Raw genomic sequence first — 14,022 nt, 5'->3', positions numbered from 1 at the left:
GCGTCAGGAGCGTTTGCCGGTGCGCTTGGCTTCCCGCTCGGCGGCGGTGGCGAGATACTCGCCGAGTTCGCGGCGCAGCGTCACATCGAGCGACCGCGCGAGCGTGGCGTGCACCGAGGCGGTGGCCAGCTCCCGCATCTTGTTCAACATCGTTGTGGTATCGGCGATCTCGCCGCTGGTCTGCGGCAGCCAGCCCGGACCGTGCTCGTCGATGATGTGCTGCTTGGCGGCGGTGATCATGATGTGGGTGATGTCGTCGATCCGGTCGGCGACCTTGGCGTAGATCTCGATCAGGGTGCGCAGCTCCAGGCCGTATTCGTGCAGCTCGGCGAAGGAGGCCAGCAGCTGGGTGTCGGTGAACACGACGGTGTCGCCCTCGACCCGGACCAGCTTCATCTCGGTCAGCCGGTCGACCAGATCGGTGGCCTCGCTGCCGAGCAGCGTGTCGATCAGCTCGCGCGGCACCTCGAAGGTCTCGGTCTTCGCCCAGGAGGCCGTGACCGCGTGTTGCAGGCCGAGCACCTCGGTGAGATCCTTGCCGGTCTCCCAGCTGGTGATGAAGTCGGCGATGTGCGCGGTGGTGAAGCCGCGCTGCAACAGCGCGTCGATCAGCCGCAGCCGGTCCAGGTGCGCCTCGCCGTAGATGCTGGCCCTGCCGTCCTTGCCGATCGGCGGCGGCAGCAGGCCGCGCTCCTGGTACGCGCGCACATTGCGGGTGGTGGTGCCCGCCGCGCGGGCCAGATCGTCGATCCGGTACTCGGCCACCGCGCTCACCTCCTCGCCCGCCGCGGCGGGCCGGATATCCCGGCGGCCGCGACCTTGATCGTCGAAAAGACCGAGTTTAGCGAGACGAGCCCGGCGGCACCGGCAGGGCGCGCGCCGGGCCCGCGTCGCCGCGGCCGGTCGGACGGAGCGTCCGTCAGGAGACCGCCGCGATCCTGGCCGCCCGCGCGCCCGCGTCGGCGGCCACCACGTGATAGTCCTCCAGCCGCAGATCGCGCAGCTGGTGCACGTACTGCGTCGCGAAACCGGGATACATGGTGGCGTTGAAACCGTCGTCGGTCAGGTACCAGCTGTGGCAGCCGGAGTTCCACGTGGTCGCCGTGAGCCTGCGCTGGATCGCCGCGTTGTACCGGTCCTGGCGGTCCCTGCGGACGTCGAGCATGCGCAGGTCGCGGTCCAGGATGGCGCCGATCGCCTCGACCAGGTAGTCGATCTGCGCCTCCATGTACACCAGCGCCGAATTGTGGCCGGGGCCGGAATTCGGCCCGAAGGTGAAGAACAGATTCGGATAGCCCGACACGGCGACGCTCTTGTACGCGTACGCGCCCCGCGACCACTCCTCGCCGAGCACCCGGCCGTCGCGGCCGGTGATCGGGATCGGCGTGCCGGTCTTGGACACGTCGAACCCGGTCGCGAACACGATGCAATCCGCCTGGTGTTCAACGCCTTCCGCGGTGCGGATACCGTTCGGCGCGAGGCGCGCGATCGGCCAGGTGATCAGCTTGCAGTTGTCGCGCTGCAATGCCGGGTAGTAGTCGTCGGTCATCAGCAGGCGCTTGCACCCGGCGCGGAAGTCCGGCGTCAGCTGGCGGCGCAGCCACGGATCGCGCACCTGCCTGCGCAGCTGGGCCCGCCCGACCAGCTCGACCACGCGGGTCAGCGGGGTGTTCCACACGACGCCGAGCGCCACCGACTCGTGCCCGTAGAACCAGGCGCGCCTGGCCAGCGATTCCGCCCCTGGCACGTGCCGGTAGAGGCTCTTGGTGAGCGGGCTGGTGCGCCGGTTCACCCGGGGCAGCACCCAGCCCGGCGTGCGCTGGAACACCTTGACCGAGGCGGCCTTGTCGACCAGCTCGGGAATGATCTGCACCGCGCTCGCCCCGGTGCCGATCACCGCGACCCGCTTGCCGGTGAAGTCGTAGTCGTGATCCCAACGGGCACTGTGGATCTTGTGCCCTTGGTAGGTCTCGATGCCGCGGAGGGCAGGGAAGCTCGCGTTGGCGAGCGGTCCGGAGGCGAGCACCACGGTGCGCGCCCGCACCGGCGCGGCGCCTTCGACCGCGATGTCCCATATGCCCGCGTCCTCGTCGAACACGATTCCCTTGACGGTGCAACCGAATCGGACGTGCGGGCCGAGCCGATACTGTGCCGCCATCGCCTCGATGTAGCCGAGGATCTCCGCGCTGCCCGAATAGGTCTGCGACCAGTTCGGATTGGGCGCGAAGCTGTAGGAGTAGAGCCGCGACGGAATGTCGCAGGCCGCACCGGGATAGGTGTTGTCGCGCCAGGTGCCGCCCAGCGCGGTGCCGCGTTCCAGGATGGCGAAGTTCTCGATGCCGTGCTGTTTCAACCGGATCGCGGCGCCGATGCCGGCGAAGCCGCCGCCGATCACCGCGACGTCCAGCGTCTGGGTAGTGGTCATGACGTCGTTCCTCATGCCGCGGGCTCGTAGGTGATTTCCTCGGCCCAGCTGGGATCTCTGCGCAGCAACCGCTTCGGCACCCGCGCGGTGATCTTGACCAGGGCGTCGGCCAGCAGGTGATACGGGTGGTCTCGGTTCACCACCCAGCCGCCGTGCATCTTCACGATCTGATACATCGGCAGCCTGCGGGCGAAATCGCTGCGCTCGCCGACATTGCGATAGCGCTTCAGCGCCGTGTAGAGCTTCTCCTCGTCCACGCCCATCGCGACGATGTTGTCGCGCATCTTGTTCAGCAGGGGCACGTAGCTCAGCACACCGATCAGGAAGGTCGGCTTGACCCAACCGCCGATCAGCTCGATGAGCAGCTTGCGCATCTCGGCGTGCCCGAGCAGATCCATCACCGCGAAATCGACCGCGAGGTGCCGGGATTCATCCGCGTTGATCCGCTTGAACGCCTCCTGGCAGACCGGGTCCTCGATCTCGTCCATGATGAACTTGACCAGTGCGCCGTCCAGCGCCACCTCGAGCATCGGGATCACCGTGCCGAGGAACGACAGCGACATGTCGTCGGAATACTTGTCCAGGAAGTCGATGACCAGCTTGACGTTCACGTTCGGCTGCGGGATCTCGTCGCCGTCCAGCATGCCCCAGCGGCGCATCAGCGCCAGCTCGGCATTGGCGTGCTTCTGTTCCTCGGCGTGGAAGTAGCGGTAGATCTCGCGCAGGGTTTCGGTGGGCGCCTTCTTGGCCATGGCCGCGAAACCGCGGGCGCCGACGTTCTCGATCCACATGAGGTCGGCCATGAACGGCTTCAGGCGCGCGTGCAGCTCGGGGGTGATGGTCTCCGCGCCTGGGGCGTCCCAGTCGATGTCGGCCAGCGCCCACTGGCGGTCCTTGATCTTGCGGAGCATGTCCTCGAAGTCCATAGCGATGGCGGCCATGTCAGACTCCCGTCTTGTCGGTGACCGCGTGGCGGTCCGGAGCGGTCGAATCGTCCTGCGGCAGCAGTCGTTCCAGCAGGCCGAGGGCGAAGGTGTACGGCGCGGGGAAGTAGCGCTTGAGGCGCCAGATCAGCTGCGCGTCGAGCTGCGGCAGCACGTAGAGGCTGCCGCGGTCGTTGGCGTCGAGCGTGACGCGGGCGACGTGTTCCGGGGTGAAACCGGTCCAGCGCATGAGGGTTTCGGCCAGTCGCATGGATTGGGTGGTGATGCGACCGTCCCTGGCCACGTTGGTCTTGACGAAGGTCGGGCACAGCACCGTGACCGCGACCCCGCTGCCGCTCAGCTCGGCGGCCATGGTCTCCGACAGCGAAAGCACCGCGGCCTTGGATGTGTTGTACACGGCCATCGAGGGCGCGGCCGCGAAGGCGGCCGCCGAGGCGACATTGACGATGCCGCCGCGGCCCGCCTCCCGCAGCATCGGGGTGAAGATCTCGCAGCCGTGCACCACGCCCCACAGGTTGATGCCCAGCGCCCACTCCCAGTCGGCGAAACCGATGGCGCCCACGGGTTTTCCGCCGATGCCGACGCCCGCGTTGTTGATCACCAGCGAGACCGGCTCGTCGAAGACCGACTCGGCGAAGCGGGCGAGCACCTCCACATCCGCGCGCTGGGACACATCGCAGCGGAAGGCGTGCGCGGCGCCGGGATGGGTGCGCTCGATGATCGCGACGGTCTCCTCGGCGCGCGCCTGGTCGATATCGGCGCAGACGACCCGACCGCCGCGAGCGGCGAGCTCGATAGCGAAGGCGCGGCCGATGCCGCTGCCGGCGCCGGTCACCACGGCCCGCGCCCCGTGGCTGCGGCGCGATCGAAAGCTCAGTGGGACAAGTCTTTCCAACATCTCAACTCACCCGTTCCACATCGGTGCGCGCGGCCCATGCCGCGCCGAGGAATTGCGCGGCCCGGCGCAGCGCGAGGTCGGCCTCCGGAACCAGCCGGGGCAGCGCCTGGAAGACGTGCACCTGACCAGGCCAGATCTCCAGCTCGCAGACGCCGCCCGCGGCGCGTACCAGTTCGCGCAGCCGCCGCGGGTCCGCGCTGAGCATCTCGGCGCCACCGGCTTGGACCAGGATCGGCGGCAGTTCGATGCCCGCGGGCACGGTGAGCCTCAGCCGTGGCGCGTCGGCGGGATGGCCGCGGGTGTACTGGCGGGGCAGCCGCGCCGCGGCGCGCGCCGAGATGACCGGATCGCGTTTGCGTCGTTCCTGTTCGGCGGCGAGGCTCAGGGTGAGGTCGAGCAGCGGCGAGAACATCGTCACGGCGGCCGGTGGCGGCAGCGCGCGGGTCCCGTTCTGCACCAGCAGATCGAGGGCGAGGTGCCCACCCGCCGAATCACAAGCGATGGCAAGGTCTTTCGCCTGGTAGCCGCGCTGGAGCAGCCATCGGTAGCCCGCCGCCACGTCGTCGGCCGCGGCGGGGAAGCGGTGCTCGGGCGCCAGACGGTAGTCGATGAGGAAGACCGGGAGACCGGTCTCGCGGGAGAGCCGGGCGGCGAGCCCGCGGTGGGTGCGGGCCGAGCAGAGGACGTACCCGCTGCCGTGGACGTAGTAGATCGCGCGCCCACTGAATTCGACGCCCGGGGCTCGCACCCATTCGCCGCGTACAGCGTCCGCGCGGACCGGGTCGACGATGGTGCCGGACGGGGGCGGTCCGGCGGCCGCCGTGATCGCGGCGATCAGGTTGCGCGCGAACCAGATGCCCGGCGTGTTCAGGGGAATGGCGCAGTTCAGCGGCCGCAATCCGTACTCGGCGGCCGCGGCGGCAAGTCCGGCGCGCAGGGAGGGCGCGGCGGGAACGCCGGGGACCGAGGTCCTCGTTGACCTTGTCATGGATTCAAGGATCATCTGTGAATGTGCCATTTGTCAATGGCAGATAGGTGCCGCTCCCGTTACGACGTCATCGCGGACGGGTGTCGGCGCAGCTGTGGTAGACCCGCCGAACGTGTGCGGTTCGCCGAACTTGCGAAGCGCGCCGCTGCGGGTATTCGGCAGCAGAGCCTGTTCGGCGCCTTGCGAGCTCCGTGCAGGCGGTGTCGGCTGAGTGTTCGTATGCCTGTGTGGGGAGGGTCTGGTCGTCGGGTCCGCGCGGCGGTCAGTAGCCGCGCGCGGGATCGATCGGCGCGAGCAGTTCGCGCCCCGTGACGAAGCGGACGACGTTCGCCTCGACGTGGTCGGCGAAGGCGGCGAACCGCAACTGCGGCGGATTCGAATCATGCGGCGTCACAATGGCATTCGGCAACACCCAGAGCGGGTGTCCGTCCGGAAGCGGCTCCGGGTCGGTGACGTCGAGTCCGGCGCCGCCGATCGCGCCGGAGGCGAGCGCCGCCACCAGCGCGTCCGTGTCGACCAGGCTGCCGCGGGCCACGTTGATCACCCACGAGGAGGGCTTGAGCCGGGCCAGCACCTCGGCGCTGATCAAGTGCTGGGTGTCGGCGGTCGCGGGCGCGGCCACCACCACGTGGTCGGTGCGCGGCCACACCTTGGACACCTGCGCCGCCGAGATCGTCTCGACCGTCGGCGGAATTCCGGGGCCGGTGACCGGTCGCCCGGACCGGTTCACCGCGATGATGTGCGCGCCCAGCGGGACCAGCATCGGGATCAGTGCGCGGCCGATGCCGCCCGCGCCCACGATGGTGACGGTTTTACCGCGCAGGGAGCCGACGTGCGGGAAGAAGTCCTGCTGGCGCCAGCTGCCCGCGCGCAGGTGTTCGGGCAGGTAGCGCACCCCGGCGAGCAGCATCATCAGCGCGTGCTCGGCCACGCTGGCGGCGAAAGCGCCTGCGGCGGAGGTGAACCGGACGTTCGGATGACGGGCGATCAGACCTCCGGTGAACCAGTCCTCGACGCCGGCCGCGGGCAGCTGCACCCACTCGATGGAGTCGGGCAGCCGCTCGGGAAACTCGCCGGGCCCGCCCGCCCAGATCAACGCCCTCGCCTCGGCGAGGTCGCTCAGCGTCGCGCCGCCCTCGGCGACCGCCTTCTCCAGCAGCGTCGGCGCGGGTTGGGTGGGTCCGATGGCGATCGGTACTGCCGTCTCGTTCACGACCGCGCCTCGCCGACGCTCGGCTCGGTCGCGCGCGAGGACGCGCTGAGCCACTGGATCACTCGCTGACGCTCGATCATGATCGCGGACCTCCTTCGCCCGGCACCGACGGCCCGTGCTCGGACCGACTGCTCGCCACCGCGACGGTAGCACCACGCGGGACTAGGAATCCTCCTCCGGCGGATCCGTCTCGAGACGATCCCGGTCGGCCCACTCCAGCAGCTCATCGATGGCGAAGACGGCGTCATCGATTCCGGCGTGCAGGTCGCCGACCTCGGCGTAGCGCGGCGGCACCGTCTTCATGGTGAAGTCGCGCGGATCGATGTCGGGGATCTCGTCCCAGCGGACCGGCGTGGAGACGGTCGCCTCCGGCACGCCGCGCACCGAATAAGCCGCGGCGATGGTGTGGTCGCGTGCGTTCTGGTTGTAGTCGACGAACAGCAGTTTCGGGTCGCGGTCGCGCCGCCACCAGGTGGTGGTGACGTCGTCGGGGGCGCGGCGCTCCACCTCGTGCGCGAATGCCAGCGCGGCCCTTCGCACGTCGGCGAAACCCTGCTCCGGCGCGATTCGCACGTACACGTGCAATCCGTTGCCGCCCGAGGTCTTCGGCCAGCCTACGGCGCCGAGTTCGTCGAGCACCTCGTGCACAACGCCCGCCACGCGCTGCACTCGCGACCACGGGCAGTCCGGCATCGGGTCGAGGTCGATGCGCCACTCGTCGGGACGTTCGGTGTCGGCGCGGCGGGAGTTCCATGGGTGGAACTCGACGGTGGACATCTGCACCGCCCAGATCACGTCGGCCAGTTCCCGCACGCACAGCTCGTCGGCGTGCCTGCCGTAGCGCGGAAAGAAGACCCGCACTGTCGGAATCCACTCCGGCGCGCCCTGCGGCAGGCGCTTCTGATGCACCTTGTCGCCGGACAGGCCCTTGGGGAAGCGGTGCAGCATGCAGGGACGGTCGCGCAGAGCGTTGACGATGCCGTCGCCGACGCTCAGGTAGTACTGCACGAGATCGAGCTTGGTCGCGCCGGTCTCGGGGAAGTACACCCGATCCGGGTTGGAGATGCGCACCGTGCGGTCACCGACGTCCAGCTCGACGGCCGATGAGGACTTGCTCGCCACGGTCCGAGCTTAACGGTCCAGATCGGACGACGTCCGTCGAAAACGCGGGCCCCGCGGCGTCCGATCGTGGTTCCGCGCGATGCACCGTTCTGGTATGCATGAAGGTATGAGCAAGGCGACGCGCATCACGGTGACGCTGGATCCGCAGGTCGCCGAATGGGCCAAGCAGGCCGCCGAGCGTCAGAACCGCAGCCTTTCGTCGCTGATCAACGCGTCGCTGCGTTCCGCGCTGGTGCACGACAGTCTCACCAGCCTCACCGTCGACGACGCCGCCGACTTGTCCGCCGCCCAAGACGAACTCGACCTCACCGAGTCCGCCGCCGCCGACGCGCGCCGCCGCTCCCGCGGTGCCGCATGAGGCGCGGCGAAATCTGGGGCTACGCACCGACTCTCAGCGACGGCACCCCCTTCCCCCGGCGCAGCACGGTGGTGCTGGTCTCCGATCCGGCCGTCATCACCTCGCCGTATCGCTGGTTGCACGTCGTCCCGGTGGTGGTCAGCGATCCCGGCCACGTGCTCGGGGTGTACACCGAACACGGCTGGGCGGACGCACTGGAACTGCACCGGGCCTACCGCCCTTGGCTCACCGAGAAGCTGGGGAAGTTGACCGCAGCGGAGAGCGAGTCGCTGGACGCGAGTCTGCGGGCGACGTTGAGTTTGTAGATCTGCGGAAGTGCGGCAAAGCACGTGCCAGTTGGTCTGGTCGCCGAGGGTGTGTCGCTGTCAGCGCTCGGGGCAGCGCCGGTTACCGGCACGGAGCGCCATCGCGCACGCCATGAGCCTGCGTGCGGTCAGGTGACCGAGGCCAGCGCGAAGGGAAGGACGGCGGGTGCGCCCGCGCGGCGGAGGGCGTGGGCGGCGAGCGTGAGGGTCCAGCCGGTGTCGGTGCGGGCGTCGACCAGGAGAACCGGGCCGTCGAGACCGGAGAGGTCGGGGACATCCCAGGAGTCGTGGAGCCCCGCGACGCGGTGCGCGGAGTTGGCTGCGGAGACCGGTGGGTGGCCGGGGCGGGTCGCGAGGGTGCCCAGGTCGCGGAGTCGGCCGACCTCCGCGAGGCGGGCGGCGAGAGTGGCGGTCAGCACGGCATGGCGCTCGGACGCGAGGGCCAGGACCGAGGTGGGGCGGGTGGACCAATCCCATTCGCGCAGGACCGCGATGCAGGCGTCGAAGACGACGTCGGGGACGGGGTCGTCGGGTGCGTCCAGCAGGGCGCGCAGGCGTTGGCCCCAACCGAGATCGGTGAGCCTGCCGAGCACGCGGCCGGTCTCCGCGCCATCGGCGATCTTGCCGGACAACGGGATTCCGAGCTTGGCCATGCCGGTCGGCCACTGTTTGCGCGGCGCGAGGTCGAGGCCGGGGCGATCGAGGCGGGCGCGGGTGGCCGCGACGGCGCCGGCGTCGACCGTGGCGTCGGGCCGTGCACCGGTGCAGTTGTCGCAGCGGCCGCAGCCGGGTGCGTGTGCGTCCAGCGCGGGCAGGCCGGGGTCGTCGAGCTGGCGGCGCAGGAAGTTCATCCGGCAGCCGGTGGTCGACTGGTAGTCCAGCATCGCCTGCTGCTCGACCTCGCGGGCCGAGGCCAGGCGTTCGTAGCGTTCGGTGTCGTAGACCCACGGTTCGCCGGTGCTGATCCAGCCGCCGCGGACCCGGCGCACCGCGCCGTCCACGTCCAGCACCTTGAGCACCATCTCCAGCCGGGAACGGTTCAGCTCGACCAGCGGCTCGAGCGCCGCGGTGGACAGCGGACGGTCCATATCCAGGGCGTCCAGCACGGTGCGCACGATGTGCTCGCGTGGGAAGGCGACCGAGGCGAAGTAGCTCCAGATCCGGGTGTCCTCCGGGCCGGGCAGCAGCACCACCTCGGCGCGCTCGGTGCCGCGACCGGCGCGGCCCACCTGCTGGTAGTAGGCGATGGGTGAGGAGGGCGCCCCGACGTGCACGACGAAACCGAGATCGGGTTTGTCGAAGCCCATGCCGAGCGCGGAGGTCGCGATGAGCGCCTTGACCTCGTTGCGCAGCAGCGCCGATTCCAGCGCCTCGCGTTCGGCCGGATCGGTCTGCCCGGTGTAGGCCGCCACAGTGTGGCCGTGCGAGTTCAGCACGTCGGCCAGGTCGTGGGCGGCGGCAACGGTCAGCGTGTAGACGATGCCGGAACCGGGCAGCCGATGCAGGTGGCCGCTCAGCCAGGCCGTGCGTTCGACCGCGTCGTCCAAGCGCACCACCGACATGTGCAGCGACTCCCGGTCGAGCGTGCCGCGCAGCACCAGGGTGTCGGTGCCGATCTGCGTCGCGACGTCGGTGACCACGCGGTCGTTGGCGGTCGCGGTGGTGGCGAGGACCGGCACGTCCGAGCCCAGATCGGCGATCAGGGTGCGGATGCGGCGGTAGTCGGGCCGGAAATCGTGGCCCCAGTCGGAGACGCAGTGCGCTTCGTCGATGACCACGAGGCCCGCGTCGGCGGCCAGCTTCGGCAGCACCTGATCACGGAAGTCCGGATTGTTCAGCCGCTCCGGGCTGACCAGCAGCACATCGATCTCGCCGCCCGCGACTCGCTGGTGGATCTCGTCCCACTCGGTGACATTGCCCGAGTTGATGGTCGCCGCGACCACACCCGCGCGCTCGGCCGCCGCCACCTGGTTGCGCATGAGCGCCAGCAGCGGCGACACGATCACCGTCGGGCCCCGCCCCTCGGCGCGCAGCAGCTTCGCCGCGATGAAATAGACGGCCGACTTGCCCCACCCCGTGCGCTGCACGACCAGGGCGCGCTGCCGCCGCACCACCAGCGCCTCGATCGCGGTCCACTGATCCTCCCGTAGCCGCGCGCCCGCCCCTGCCAGCTCGCGCAGCAGCCATTCGGCCCGCTCCCGCAGGTCGGAAGCGGTGCCGTCGATCGCGAAACTCTCCTCGGCCGTGGTCACGCGCTCCATGGTGCCTCACCCCACCGACACCTTCCGCCGCCCGCCCCCGCGTGGACACGCCGAGCAGATTCCCGCGAAGTCCCGATCCGCCACCGATCCGGCGGCTTCGCGGGATCATCGTGGTACCCCGTGGTCGCGCGAGAACCGGGGTGACGATGAACAGCGATGGTGGGAGCGCAGGAGGCGAACGATGTCGTACCAGTATCAGCCGCCCCCGAACTGGACCCCGCCCGGCGCGCAGTTCCGCACGAGCGGGAACGCAGGACGCACGCTCGTCGCGGTGCTGACAGGATTGGTGGTGACGCCGATCGGGATCGCGCTGGCCGCGCACGGCGCTGCCGACACCAGACAGTGGGTGATCCTCGGCGACACCGCCGACCGCCTCGGCTCGACCTTCCAAATCATCGGCGGCGCAGCACTTCTGCTCTTGGTCGCCGCCCTCGCGGCCTACTCGCCCGTGGGAACGATCCTGGCCGGTCTGGTGTGGGGCGTGTTCCCCGGCATCGTCTACTTCCTGTTCCCGGACGACACTTTCCGTTTGATCGACAACCTCCCGCTGATGTCCGCCGAGACGCGACTTGCGGTGCACGCCTGGGTGATCAACGGCAGCATCTTCCTCGCCGGGGTGCTGCTGGTGGGCGCGGGAATCGCGGGCACATTGCGCCGCCGCTGAATTGGCGGCACCGTGCGCCGCACCAGACCGTCGCGCTCGAGGTGGCGCACAGTTCGGGTACGACGCGGTTTACCAATGCCCGAGGATCGCGGCCAGCAGTCCGCCGGTGTAGTCCGGTCCGAGGGTGCCCAGCGCCGCCGGTGTGGTCGGGGTCGACACTGTCTGGATATCGCAACCGGTCGGCGGGAGGCCCGCCTCGGCGGCTCGATCCTTCAGCCAGGCGAATGCGGCGGGCGCGCCGAGGCCCCATTCGAAAGTGTGCGCGGAGACCACGCTGGCGATGACATCGCGCCGATAGGTCACGGAAGTCCCTGCGGCGCAATACTGGTCGACGAACTGATCGGCGGACGCGATGGTGCTCAATTCGTCGTCGACGGCGTTGTAGACATACAGCGGCGCGGTGGGGGCGGTGTCGCCCAGTGCTCGTTCCGCGAGCACGCGCTGGGTGAGCGGTGCGCTCATGACCTGCTGCAATGGCTCGGTCAAGAGGCTGTCGAAGTCACGGAACGCGAAGCTGACCAGGTTCTGCGGTGTGCAGCTCGCCGCCGCTGCCGCGAGCAGCCGCTGGCCTTCCTCGGTGACGATGCGATCGAGCAGCGCCGCGAATTCGGGGGAGTCCTGTTGCAACGCTGCCACGCCGACCGCGACCAAACCAGCTACTGGAGAACCATTTCCGTTCAAGATCGCGGCGGCGAAATCTGGAACTGGCGCACCGATCGCCATACCGGCCACGTTCAATTCGGGTGCATAGCTCGGCTGAACCTGAGCGGCCCACGTCGTGGCGATTCCGCCACCGGAGTACCCCCAGAACAGCGCGGGCGTATCCGCTCCGATCGGACCCAGTGGGGAAAAGTTCTCCGCGGCTCGAACACCGTCGAGCGCAACGTATCCCGGTTCCCGCGGCGTCAGGAAGCGGTTCTCGACACCACCGAGGTCCGGCACCGAGACTACCCACCCCTGGGCCAGTCCCGCCGCGATCATCGCTGTTTCGCTGGCTGTCGTCGACAGCGTGATCGGCCCGCCGCTACCCCCGAACTCGAACCATGGCGCGCCGGTCCGCAGAACCTGCGAGGGCATGCAATTCGGCGCGATGGCGTCGATCATGCTGTCGTAGGACAGGATCGCGGTCGCGGGCCTGCCGTGATCCGCCATCAGGATCGTGGTCACCGCGGCATACGGATCGCCGTTCGAATCGGTTGTCCGATAAAGCAACTGCCAGGCGCGGACCCGCATGGGAATCAGCTGGAGCGCGGCAGGAGTGATCGGCCGCGACCGCAGAACAGTGCCCGGCTCAGTCGACTCGTAACCGACCGGAGGCAGATAGAACGTATCGGTGGTGTTCGGAATCGCCGCCGCAGGGGTGCCCAGCCCGACCAAAGCCGCACACGTCGTGGAGACGGTGAGGACGAGCGCCGCCATCCGCCTCCGCCACGCCCGCCCAGGGTTGGCCCGCCCCGCACCCGGCTGCCCGCTCGACGCTGTCCACATGTGCAGACTATAGAACGCGTTCTAATTCCTGTTCGCGTTATCGCGCGACGAACACCTTCGCCGCGCCGACGCACCGGCTGGGCCGCGCGGACCCGGCCGGACCGTGAGGGTCCGGCCGGGGCGGAGCTCAGCCCTTGACGCAGAGGACCTGGCGTAGCGTCGCCACCACGTCGACCAAATCGCGCTGGGCGGCGATGACTTCGTCGATGTCCTTGTAGGCGGCGGGGATCTCGTCCACCACGCCTGCGTCCTTGCGGGACTCGACGCCCTCGGTCTGGGCGATCAGGTCGGCGACGGTGAACTGCCGCTTGGCGGCGTTGCGGCTCATGCGCCGTCCCGCGCCGTGCGCGGCGGACTGGAACGAGTCCGGGTTTCCCTTGCCTCGCACGACATACGAGCGCGTACCCATCGAGCCCGGGATCAGCGCCAGATCGCCCTCGCCCGCGCGGACGGCGCCCTTGCGGGTGACGAGCATCGGTATGCCGTCGATGATCTCCTCCGCCACATAGTTGTGGTGGCAGGAGATCGGCGTTTCGAAACGCACCTCGCGACCGGCGAATTCGTCGCGCACCGCACGGCAGACCAGGGCGAGCATCACCGCGCGGTTGCGCGCCGCGTATTCCTGCGCCCAGGTCAGGTCGTGCCGGTAAGCGTCCATTTCCGGTGTGCCGGAGAGAAATACGGCCAGATCCCGGTCCGGCAGGTCCACGTTGTGCGGCAGCGAACGGGCGACCGTCATATGCCGCTCGGCGAGTTCCTTGCCGATATTGCGGCTACCGGAATGCAGCAGGATCCACACCGTGTCGTCTTGGTCCAGGCAGATCTCGATGAAGTGATTGCCCGAGCCCAAGGTGCCCAATTGCTTGTGCGCCTTGGACTCTCGCGCGCGAACGCCCTTGTCCAGCGTGGTGAACGAACCCCAGAACCGATCCCAGCCCGAGCGCAAGGTGGCGGTACCCACCCCGAATGCCGAGGCCTCGGCGCCGATCTTGCCGACGTTCACCGGGTCGTCGTGCGCGTGGAAACCCACCGGCACGGCGGCCTCGATCCGAGACCGCAGCGAATGCAGGTTGTCGGGCAGGTCGGCGGCCGTCAGATTCGTCCGGACGCTCTCCATACCGCACCCGATGTCCACACCGACGGCCGCGGGCGCCACCGCGTTCTTCATCGCGATGACCGACCCGACCGTCGCCCCTTTGCCAAGGTGCACGTCCGGCATCACGCGCACCCCGTGCACCCACTCGAGTTGCGCGATGTTTCGCAGCTGCCGCAGCGCGGCAGGCTCGATATCGTGCTCATTGGCCCACATCAGCGTCTGCGCCCTGGTACCGCGCAGCTCGACGGGAAACATCGGTC

13 protein-coding genes are annotated in these 14,022 nt (G+C 69.3%); 3 read left to right on the top strand and 10 right to left on the bottom strand.

The features are described 5' to 3' along the window. Window positions 1–3: 3 nt before the first annotated feature. From AB0H50_RS20020 to ligD, 7 genes are all read right to left on the bottom strand, one after another. Complete coding sequence (locus AB0H50_RS20020) at window positions 4–765, bottom strand: MerR family transcriptional regulator (protein ID WP_357454511.1); 762 nt, start codon at window positions 763–765, stop codon at window positions 4–6. A gap of 154 nt (window positions 766–919) precedes the next feature. After that, window positions 920–2,425: an NAD(P)/FAD-dependent oxidoreductase gene (locus AB0H50_RS20015; protein WP_357454509.1), complete on the bottom strand. Its 1,506-nt coding sequence runs from the start codon at window positions 2,423–2,425 to the stop codon at window positions 920–922. Window positions 2,426–2,436: 11 nt separating this feature from the next. Further along, window positions 2,437–3,357, bottom strand: a complete 921-nt coding sequence (locus AB0H50_RS20010; RefSeq protein ID WP_357455333.1) for a ferritin-like domain-containing protein — start codon at window positions 3,355–3,357, stop codon at window positions 2,437–2,439. A gap of 10 nt (window positions 3,358–3,367) precedes the next feature. Further along, on the bottom strand, window positions 3,368–4,267 hold the full coding sequence (locus AB0H50_RS20005; protein WP_357454506.1) for an SDR family NAD(P)-dependent oxidoreductase: 900 nt from the start codon (window positions 4,265–4,267) through the stop codon (window positions 3,368–3,370). Window position 4,268: 1 nt separating this feature from the next. Next, window positions 4,269–5,255 (bottom strand): alpha/beta hydrolase, encoded by a 987-nt coding sequence (locus AB0H50_RS20000; RefSeq protein ID WP_357454503.1) that lies wholly within the window; start codon window positions 5,253–5,255, stop codon window positions 4,269–4,271. A gap of 262 nt (window positions 5,256–5,517) precedes the next feature. Continuing rightward, complete coding sequence (locus tag AB0H50_RS19995) at window positions 5,518–6,468, bottom strand: D-isomer specific 2-hydroxyacid dehydrogenase family protein (protein WP_357454500.1); 951 nt, start codon at window positions 6,466–6,468, stop codon at window positions 5,518–5,520. 162 nt (window positions 6,469–6,630) lie between these two features. Beyond that, complete coding sequence (gene ligD, locus AB0H50_RS19990) at window positions 6,631–7,590, bottom strand: non-homologous end-joining DNA ligase (RefSeq protein ID WP_357454497.1); 960 nt, start codon at window positions 7,588–7,590, stop codon at window positions 6,631–6,633. A gap of 106 nt (window positions 7,591–7,696) precedes the next feature. Here ligD and AB0H50_RS19985 point away from each other — a divergent pair, with 106 nt between their 5' ends. Both AB0H50_RS19985 and AB0H50_RS19980 read left to right on the top strand, forming a co-directional pair. Beyond that, window positions 7,697–7,948, top strand: a complete 252-nt coding sequence (locus AB0H50_RS19985) for a DUF6364 family protein (protein WP_357454494.1) — start codon at window positions 7,697–7,699, stop codon at window positions 7,946–7,948. Beyond that, the gene (locus tag AB0H50_RS19980) at window positions 7,945–8,253 is read left to right on the top strand and encodes a hypothetical protein (protein ID WP_357454491.1); all 309 of its coding nucleotides are present in this window, start codon (window positions 7,945–7,947) and stop codon (window positions 8,251–8,253) included. The genes AB0H50_RS19985 and AB0H50_RS19980 overlap by 4 nt, the downstream gene beginning before the upstream one ends. 128 nt (window positions 8,254–8,381) lie before the next feature. Here AB0H50_RS19980 and AB0H50_RS19975 read toward each other — a convergent pair whose 3' ends face one another. Next, window positions 8,382–10,514 (bottom strand): RecQ family ATP-dependent DNA helicase, encoded by a 2,133-nt coding sequence (locus tag AB0H50_RS19975; RefSeq protein ID WP_357454488.1) that lies wholly within the window; start codon window positions 10,512–10,514, stop codon window positions 8,382–8,384. A 181-nt stretch (window positions 10,515–10,695) separates the two neighbouring features. On the opposite strand from AB0H50_RS19975, the gene AB0H50_RS19970 reads away from it, so the two are divergent. Beyond that, the gene (locus tag AB0H50_RS19970) at window positions 10,696–11,178 is read left to right on the top strand and encodes a hypothetical protein (protein ID WP_357454485.1); all 483 of its coding nucleotides are present in this window, start codon (window positions 10,696–10,698) and stop codon (window positions 11,176–11,178) included. A gap of 69 nt (window positions 11,179–11,247) precedes the next feature. Here AB0H50_RS19970 and AB0H50_RS19965 read toward each other — a convergent pair whose 3' ends face one another. Then, window positions 11,248–12,666: a lipase family protein gene (locus AB0H50_RS19965; protein WP_357454482.1), complete on the bottom strand. Its 1,419-nt coding sequence runs from the start codon at window positions 12,664–12,666 to the stop codon at window positions 11,248–11,250. A gap of 127 nt (window positions 12,667–12,793) precedes the next feature. After that, complete coding sequence (locus AB0H50_RS19960; RefSeq protein ID WP_357454479.1) at window positions 12,794–14,017, bottom strand: RtcB family protein; 1,224 nt, start codon at window positions 14,015–14,017, stop codon at window positions 12,794–12,796. Window positions 14,018–14,022: the final 5 nt, after the last annotated feature.

This window comes from Nocardia sp. NPDC050793, assembly GCF_040654065.1.
Taxonomy (GTDB): domain Bacteria; phylum Actinomycetota; class Actinomycetes; order Mycobacteriales; family Mycobacteriaceae; genus Nocardia.
This window is presented reverse-complemented; position numbering and strand designations above follow the sequence as displayed.

Excerpts from the sequence above, each read along its gene's own strand:
- AB0H50_RS20015 (WP_357454509.1), bottom strand. The coding sequence starts at position 2,425 with ATGACCACTACCCAGACGCTGGACGTCGCGGTGATCGGCGGCGGCTTC.
- AB0H50_RS20005 (WP_357454506.1), bottom strand. The coding sequence starts at position 4,267 with ATGTTGGAAAGACTTGTCCCACTGAGCTTTCGATCGCGCCGCAGCCAC.
- AB0H50_RS20000 (WP_357454503.1), bottom strand. The coding sequence starts at position 5,255 with ATGACAAGGTCAACGAGGACCTCGGTCCCCGGCGTTCCCGCCGCGCCC.
- AB0H50_RS19985 (WP_357454494.1), top strand. The coding sequence starts at position 7,697 with ATGAGCAAGGCGACGCGCATCACGGTGACGCTGGATCCGCAGGTCGCC.
- AB0H50_RS19980 (WP_357454491.1), top strand. The coding sequence starts at position 7,945 with ATGAGGCGCGGCGAAATCTGGGGCTACGCACCGACTCTCAGCGACGGC.
- AB0H50_RS19975 (WP_357454488.1), bottom strand. The coding sequence starts at position 10,514 with ATGGAGCGCGTGACCACGGCCGAGGAGAGTTTCGCGATCGACGGCACC.
- AB0H50_RS19970 (WP_357454485.1), top strand. The coding sequence starts at position 10,696 with ATGTCGTACCAGTATCAGCCGCCCCCGAACTGGACCCCGCCCGGCGCG.
- AB0H50_RS19965 (WP_357454482.1), bottom strand. The coding sequence starts at position 12,666 with ATGTGGACAGCGTCGAGCGGGCAGCCGGGTGCGGGGCGGGCCAACCCT.
- AB0H50_RS19960 (WP_357454479.1), bottom strand. The coding sequence starts at position 14,017 with ATGTTTCCCGTCGAGCTGCGCGGTACCAGGGCGCAGACGCTGATGTGG.